General features: G+C 62.8%; 1 protein-coding gene. It reads left to right on the forward strand.

The features are described 5' to 3' along the window. A partial coding sequence (locus NE591_RS15550; RefSeq protein WP_256157137.1) for an aminotransferase class V-fold PLP-dependent enzyme occupies positions 1 to 288 on the forward strand: 288 nt, incomplete at both ends.

Genomic DNA, 288 nt, shown 5'->3' on the forward strand with positions numbered 1-288 from the left:
CGACGATCTGGTGCGCGAGGAAGTGCTGCCCTTCACGCCCACCATCATGCGCTACACCACCCAGGCGAAGGCGAAGTCGCTCTCGAACACCCCGCCGGCCTACGGCATCTACATCTGCGGCCTTGTGTTCAAGTGGCTGAAGGAGATGGGCGGCCTGTCCGCTATGGCCGAGCGCAACAAGGAGAAGGCCGCCTTCCTCTACGATTACCTCGATCAGAGCAAGCTGTTCCGCGGCACCGCCCGCAAGGAGGATCGCTCGCTCATGAACGTGCCATTCGTCACGGGCTC

The organism is Adlercreutzia sp. DFI.6.23 (genome assembly GCF_024462535.1).
Classification (GTDB): Bacteria; Actinomycetota; Coriobacteriia; order Coriobacteriales; family Eggerthellaceae; genus Adlercreutzia; species Adlercreutzia rubneri.